Below are 7,085 nucleotides of genomic sequence, written 5' to 3'. Positions count from 1 at the left end.
GGCCTGAATACAGCTTCGAGTTTTACATGGAGACCAAAAACATCTCGATCGCCTACGACACTCACGCGATCCCGAAGCTGGGCAAGATCTGATGGGTCTCACGCTGTCCACCGAACAGATCGCGTTGCTTGCTGCCGAGCACGAACAGGCACGAACGACTGCAGTGCCGTGTGACCCGGTCACCCGACGATTCCCCGACATCACGTTGGACGATGCGTACGCGATCCAGGCGGAGTGGGTCGGCCTGCAGGTCGCCAACGGCGCAGTGATCAAGGGCCACAAAATCGGGTTGACCAGCCGGGCCATGCAGATGGCGATGAACATCGATGAGCCCGACTTCGGTGCGCTGCTCGACCACATGTTCATCCCGAACGGCGGCTCGATAGCAGCTGCCGATCACCTCGATCCGAAGCTCGAAGTCGAGTTCGCCTTCGTACTCCACGACGACCTCGTTCCCCACGCACTGGGTCGCGACCTGACGACCGACGACGTGTACGCCGCGACGAGCCATGTGGTGCCAGCGCTCGAGTTGATCGATGCTCGGTCCTACCGTGTACATCCCGACGACGGTCGGACGCGCACGGTGCGCGACACCATCTCAGACAACGCAGCGAACTCGGGGATCATCGTCGGCGACGAACACATCTCGGTTGGCGAGGCGCGCAACGGTGATCTTCGATGGGCCGGTGCGATTGCCTACCGCAACGGCGTGGTCGAAGAGACCGGGCTCGGCGCAGGGGTCCTCGACGACCCGGCAATGGGGATCGTCTGGCTCGCCAACAGGCTCCAAGGCATCGGCATTCCACTCACGGCTGGCGAAACGATTCTCGCCGGCTCTTTCACCCGACCGATCGACTGCCGTGCAGGCGATCACTTCCGTGTGGACTTCGGTTACCTGGGCACACTCACCCTCGACATCACCTGACCGGTCACACTGTGCCTGACACAGTGTGACCGTCCGCATGGAACTCTGGAACGGACGCAACTATTGTCCAGTCTGATGAGCATGGCGGGGTCAGATATTTCCATCGATGTGAGCAAAGCGCGTGGTCTTGGATCGTGGGCGCTGGGCGCCGGAACGTGCCTGTTTCTGGCGGTGGTCGTAGCGGCCTGTGGGTTGGGGTCGGGGAGCGACGGCGCTGCACCGAAAGGCGAAATAGAGCCTGCAGTGGCGGGCTCAGCGAACACGGACTCAACCAACGCTCAAACGCCAGTTGATCCGACGACGGCGGCCGACACCACGACATCGGCGGCTCCGGATACGACTGCCGCGCCTCAGACAACGCCGCCCGGCGGCGTGTCATTCGCCTCCAACATTCAACCGATCATCACCGAGACCTGCGCGAGCTGCCACACGGGCGATGGGCCGGGCACACAGCATGTTCGTTTCGACACGGCTGACGATGTGTCGCGCGCTGCGTTTGCCATTGCCATCGTGACCGAGACTCGCTTCATGCCGCCGTGGCCCGCGAGCGACGAGAGCGTCCCGTTCGACCATGACTGGAGCCTGACCGACGAAGAGATCGCGACGATCCTTCGCTGGGACGACGACGGTGCCCCGCTCGACGTGGATCCGAACACTGAGATGATCCCGGTCAACGGTGTCGTCGGGCTCAATGACCCCGATCTCGTCATGCAGGCCGATGGAAGCTACGACGGCGAGTTCGGTCAACCCGACGAGTACCGCTGCTTCGTCTATGACCCCAAGCTGACGGAATCGACGTTCGTGTCGGACATGGAGTTCATCCCGCAGCAGATGCAGGTTGTCCACCATGCAGTCGGCTTCGTGGTCCCAGGATCAGAGCGAGCTGCGGTCGAAGAGCGCAACGGTGCTGATGGTCAGGGAGGCTGGACGTGCTTCGGGTTCAGCCCCGGCAACGGCGCAGATCTGATTTTCACGTGGGCGCCGGGCACCGATCCAACCGTGTTCCCTGATGGCACCGGGCTCGAGATGGAAGCTGGCGATTTCTTCGTTCTGCAGACGCACTATCACTACGACGTTGAGGCCGACGCTGACCAGTCGACTTTTGCGATCAACTTCGCTGAAGGCGACGATGTTGATGCAATTGCCCTGTTCACCTACTTGGCTCCGGCTGAGATCCCGTGCGGCGAAGGCGAAGAAGGCCCACTTTGTGACCGCGACGCAGCCCGTCAGAAGGCGATTGATGCATACGGACGTGCGGGTGTGCTCGCCGATGCACTGATCGGTGGTTGCGGTAACCCACTCGATGCGCCCGACGGTTTCGTCGACGGAATTGCGAAGTCGACCTGCGACTGGCCGGTTGTCAACCCCGGCGAGATCGTTTCGGTGTTTGGCCACGAGCATGAGATCGGGGCGAGCTTCAAGATGACGCTCAATCCGGACACGCCCGAAGAGTTGGTGTTGCTCGACATCCCAGTGTGGGACTTCGACTGGCAGCTGATCTATGAGCCGACCGACAGCATCATCATCGACAGCGGCGACATCATTCGGGTCGAATGCACCTGGGATCGGGCGCTCCGTGACCCGCTCCTCGAACCGGCCTATGTCCTGTGGGCCGATGGCACTGACGACGAGATGTGCTTCTCGTCGGTCGTCACTCGCCCGGTCTGAAGCAGGTTCCCCGGGTCAGGCGGGTGACGGCTCGGTCGGCGCGAGCTCTTCGTAGGTGTCGATCTTGCGGAGCGTCGGGAAGATCAATGCGAAGGACGCTGCGATCGCCACGGTGATGAGCCCGCCGCCGGCGATTGCCCACGGCAGGCCGAGTGCTCGTGCTGCCACGCCGCTCTCGAAGGCTCCGAGTTCGTTCGAGGCGCCGATGAACACGCCCTCGACTGCGTTGACACGGCCGAGTTGGTGGTCAGGAGTGACCAGCGGGACGATTGCGCCGCGGATGTTCATCGACACCATGTCAGCGGCGGTGATGACGATGAGTGCAACGAAGGCAACCGCGTAGTTGCGGGTCAGGCCGAACACGACTGTGCCAGCACCGAAGATGCCCACGACCCAGAGCAACGTCGGCCCGACGCGGCGCACTACGGGGCGGAACGTGAGTACGACGGCCATGCCGGCTGCACCAATACCTGGGGCAGCGCGCAACCAGCCGTAGGCGATGTCACCGACGCCAAGTCGTTCGCTCGCCACTGCCGGGATCAGCGCAACAGCGCCGCCGAACAGAACAGCGAACAGATCGAGTGAGATGACGCTGAGGACGATCGGGGTGTGGCGGACGAAGGTGAGCCCTTCAACGGCGCTCGACCATGTTGGCCGATCAAGGTTGCGCTCCGGCTCGCGGTTGTAGTGCAGTTTGATCAGCGGCAGAATCGCAGCGAACTGCAACGATGCGGCAATCCCATACGCCAAGGACGCACTCACGCTGTAGAGGAAGCCGCCCATGATCGGGCCGATAATGGTGGCGGCGGTGAATGTGCCCATCCAGAGGGGCATGACCTTGGGGAATGCTGCGATGGGCGTAACGAACGGAGCGATCGAGCGGCGTGCCGGTACGAGGATTGCGTCGGCAGTACCGAGCACGGCGGCGATCGCGAACAGTTGCCACACGGCGGCTGATCCGCTGACGCTGAACACGACGAGAGCGATCGTCGCGACGCCACGACCGAACAAGCCGATCGACGAGATCCGACGACGGTCGAACCGATCAGCGATGTATCCGCTGACGAGGACAAGCAGAAGCGCCGGTAGGAATTGAGCGAGGCCGATGAACCCGATGTCGAGCACGTTGCCGGAGATGTCGAAGACCTGTTTGAACAGAACCGTCAGGAGCAGGTTCTGGCCGATTGCTGCGCTGGCGATCGAGAGGAGGTAACGCCGAACGTTCTTGTCGCGCAGCAGTTCGCCCGCCGTGCTGTCGGCCCCCAGTTCCATGCGTCGCCGAGCGTACTGGTGCCGGGGCAGTGGCGGAGCAGCGGCGGGTGGTGGAAGGGGTGGTGGAAGGGGTGGTGGCGGGATGGTGGCGGGATGGTGGTTTCGATCAATCAGTACTGGTGTCGGGTTCGGCCGGAACGTCGATTGCCGGCTCCTCTGGGAACCGCTCTGTCAGCAGCTTGGCGATCTCGTAGTGGCGAACGAGAAAGGAGCGTTCGTCGAGCTTCTTGCGACGCATCCAGCCGGTCACTTCGTCATTCGACTTACTCGCGTTACACGACCGACAAGCTGGAGCGATGTTGGGCAGCGTGTAGCGGCCGCCGCGAGAAAGCGCCTGGACGCAGTCTTTCTGCAACGGCTGGTCGGTAGCACTGCAGTAGGCGCACCCGCCCCATTCGTCTTTGAGCGCACTCCACTGCTCGGCGGTCAGGTCGTGCTCGACGCGATCCATCCGGCGTTTGCGTTTGCGTTGCGCACGAGCACGCCGTGTCCCACTGACCGCCATGGGGCCACGGTACTGCGCGCTACTCGGTCAAGAGCTCCGGCGAGCATGAGGCCGGGGCGGTGACTGGGTTGCAGCGCGCGACGGCCCCGCCCGGCAGCGCGACGACGTACGGGCTGTCGAAGTGGGTCGACGGTTCGTAGTAGTCGGTACTCAAGAAGTGTGCCCCGCTGGCAAACGCTGTGTCGCGGCTCGTGGTGTCATTCTCTCGTGCATCGACGGTCGGCGAATCGGTCCGGGTGCGAATGAGATAGCCGGCGGCCGCTGCGGCATTGAGGCCCGGGTCGGTCGGGTCGTCGAATCAGAGAAAGGCGGCATCAGGCGCGCCGGGCGTCGAGCTCGTGAACATCGGTCGGCCTTCGAGTACGGGAGTGTCTGCGATATACAGGTCGCGTTGGGCTCCGGCATCGTTCAGTACGATCACCACCTGGCCGCGAGCGCTGGTGAGCTCAGGCCACCCGGCGCCCTCCACCGCGTCGGCCAGCGTGGCGGCGTCTCCACGGACCTCGGGCTCGAGGAGTTGTTCTGAAGAGATTACAGAACGCACCTCGTTGTCGAGCGCGAGCAGCACGTCGGCTGTCGTCTCGACCGGAACGGCCCCTGGGAGGTCGATGTCGAGGATGAGTCCTTCTTCGGCTGCTGCCTCGGGAACCGATCGCGACTTCAGTTCAATCAGCACGACGATTGGCACGTGGTTTGGGTTGTCGGACGACCATGCATCGATTTCGCTGAGACGCGCCACGAGGGTGAGGCACGTGGTCTCGTCCAAGTCCTGCGTATGCATCACCTTGAAGCCCGGTTCGTCGAGTGCCGGTTCGCCGGATGTGACAGGGAGACTGACGACGGCGTTTGCGGCGCGGTGTGCGTACAGGCCACCGTTGGGGTCAGCGAACACGTCGAGTTCGAACTGGCGGATCCCGAACTCGTCGGGCTGTTCGGTCAGCGTCCGATGCGAGTACTCGATGTCTCGCCCGAGCTCCGCGGACATCGCAACGATGCCGTCGAAGAGGACCGGCTGGGGAACCAGGTGGAAGCTGTTGTCTGAGCCGATCACCTGGATGTGGTTCATCCGAAGCGGCTCGCACAGTGGCCACTCCGGCCGCCTTCGCGAGTTTCGAGAACGCCGGCGAGTTCATCGGCGAACCGGTTGATCCCGCGTGACGATCCGGCGGACCTCTCACCCCAACCTCTGGACAGGAAGCTCTAGATGCTCCGATTCGTCGCGGGAAGCATCCCGTGGAGAACGTAATCTACGTTCGCGGCGCACCAGCGTTTCAGGTAGATCGGGTCGGATATGTCGACGTCGTGCGCCGCCTTGATACCCGGGGTGTACAGCACCTGATTGATCACTCGATCAAGGATCACGCCTGAAACCATCGACGTGTCGAGCCCCTCACGCACCAAGCCTCGCCGCTTTCCCTCATCAAGGAATGCGACAAACGTGTCCGCATAGTTGCCCAGAACAGCAGGCGACGCGTCCTCGCGCACAACCACCTTCAGCAGGTCTCTGTGTTCGAGACACGCATCCATCGTCGCCTCGAACAGCATCTCGATGCGCGAAACGAAATCGTCGCGGGACTGAGCAGGCGCAGCAAGCAGCTTGATCGGGAGGGCGAGAACCCGCGCTCCAAACCGCTCGATAATGGCATCAAGCAGTCCAGCCTTGTTCCCGAAGTAGTGGTGCACCATGTTGGTGCCCGTGCTGGCCCGTGCGCAGATCTCGCGAGTCGAACCGCCCTCGTAGCCCTTTTCGGCAAACACTGCCGCCCCTGACGTCAGCAGACGCTCTCGAGCTGACGGCAGTTGGGTGTCAGCCACTCTTGCCGACTTGAGCCTTCTCCAGCGCCTTGACCTTCCTGGGATGTGGCTCCCCGGTCTCGACGTAGTGTTTCAGCTCCTCGCCGATCTGCCCGACAGCGACTGATGCACCCTTGCGGATCACCGGCCAGATCACGTAGGCCCATGGCTTGAGCTTCGAGCTGAAAGCCCACGTGGTGGTCGAACGTTCATCAGCGTCCACCGTTATCGCGAAGTCCAGCGAGTTGTAGTGGACAGGAAAGACCTTGGGCGCGTCGACGAAGTCGATTCGCACCGTGCACGTCTTGGCAGCCTCGTCGTAAGCGAGAAACTGCTCTGAGGCCTTCAGTCCCGACGGGTCCGCCTGCAGCTCACACACACGGCCGGACGATGTGGCGCCTTCGAACAGGTTGCCGTTCTCCCTGCCGTATGACTTTGGGACCGAGGCCATCCACTCGTGTGCATTGTCGAATCCGTGGGCAAAGATCGCCCAGACCTCCTCAGCAGACGCGTCGATCTTGGTTGTCTTCTTGAACTTCATCTGAATTCCCCTTCTCCGTATGTAGCGCTCGATACACATACTATAGCGATCGCTACATTGACTGGCGCGCCGTTTGCAACATTCAGCAGCCTGCGAAGGTCAAGGGTTATCCGCGGTGACTCGCTTTTTTGCCGGTGGTCTGTGGCGCTCAATCCGACCAGGCCCCGCCAGGGAGCGTCGCGAGGAGCGCCGCGGCGAGGCGAGGCAGCTCGTTCCGGCGAGGCCAGACGGCGCGCAGGGTGCGGTTGATCTGCAGGCCGGGAACGGTGAGCTCGACGAGGCGACCGTTGGCGATGTCGTCGGCAACGGCCAAGCGACTAATCACGGTCGGCGACGATCCGTTAATGACCGCGATGCGCACGGCTGAGATCGAGCCGAGG

The 7,085-nt window shown here is 62.7% G+C and carries 7 protein-coding genes and 1 pseudogene; 2 read left to right on the top strand and 6 right to left on the bottom strand.

Features of this window, described 5'->3' with window-relative positions:
- Positions 1-91 precede the first annotated feature (91 nt).
- Together ACH2EI_RS16590 and ACH2EI_RS16585 are read left to right on the top strand one after the other, a co-directional pair.
- Positions 92-925: a 2-oxo-hepta-3-ene-1,7-dioic acid hydratase gene (locus ACH2EI_RS16590; protein WP_395152114.1), complete on the top strand. Its 834-nt coding sequence runs from the start codon at positions 92-94 to the stop codon at positions 923-925.
- A 75-nt stretch (positions 926-1,000) separates the two neighbouring features.
- On the top strand, positions 1,001-2,593 hold the full coding sequence (locus ACH2EI_RS16585; protein WP_395160829.1) for a hypothetical protein: 1,593 nt from the start codon (positions 1,001-1,003) through the stop codon (positions 2,591-2,593).
- Positions 2,594-2,608: 15 nt separating this feature from the next.
- Here ACH2EI_RS16585 and ACH2EI_RS16580 read toward each other — a convergent pair whose 3' ends face one another.
- From ACH2EI_RS16580 to ACH2EI_RS16555, 6 genes and pseudogenes are all read right to left on the bottom strand, one after another.
- Positions 2,609-3,865 carry an MFS transporter gene (locus tag ACH2EI_RS16580; RefSeq protein WP_395160827.1) on the bottom strand — a complete coding sequence of 419 codons (1,257 nt, stop codon included), beginning with the start codon at positions 3,863-3,865 and terminating at the stop codon, positions 2,609-2,611.
- Between the two features lie 106 nt (positions 3,866-3,971).
- Positions 3,972-4,316, bottom strand: coding sequence for an HNH endonuclease (locus ACH2EI_RS16575; protein ID WP_395151735.1), 345 nt, complete (start codon positions 4,314-4,316; stop codon positions 3,972-3,974).
- 73 nt (positions 4,317-4,389) lie between these two features.
- Positions 4,390-5,436, bottom strand: a pseudogene (locus ACH2EI_RS16570) (Ca2+-dependent phosphoinositide-specific phospholipase C).
- 134 nt (positions 5,437-5,570) lie between these two features.
- Positions 5,571-6,185, bottom strand: a complete 615-nt coding sequence (locus ACH2EI_RS16565; RefSeq protein ID WP_395160825.1) for a TetR/AcrR family transcriptional regulator — start codon at positions 6,183-6,185, stop codon at positions 5,571-5,573.
- Entirely contained in the window at positions 6,178-6,705 is a 528-nt protein-coding gene (locus ACH2EI_RS16560) for an SRPBCC family protein (RefSeq protein ID WP_395160823.1), read from the bottom strand. Before ACH2EI_RS16560 ends, ACH2EI_RS16565 begins: the two co-directional genes overlap by 8 nt.
- A 148-nt stretch (positions 6,706-6,853) precedes the next feature.
- Positions 6,854-7,085 (bottom strand): LysR substrate-binding domain-containing protein (locus ACH2EI_RS16555; RefSeq protein WP_395160821.1); only part of this gene is annotated, 232 nt, incomplete at its 5' end.

This window comes from Ilumatobacter sp. (assembly GCF_041688325.1).
In the GTDB taxonomy this organism is placed as follows: domain Bacteria; phylum Actinomycetota; class Acidimicrobiia; order Acidimicrobiales; family Ilumatobacteraceae; genus Ilumatobacter_A.
Note: the sequence above shows the minus strand (reverse complement) of the source record. Positions and strands in the feature narration are given on the sequence as shown.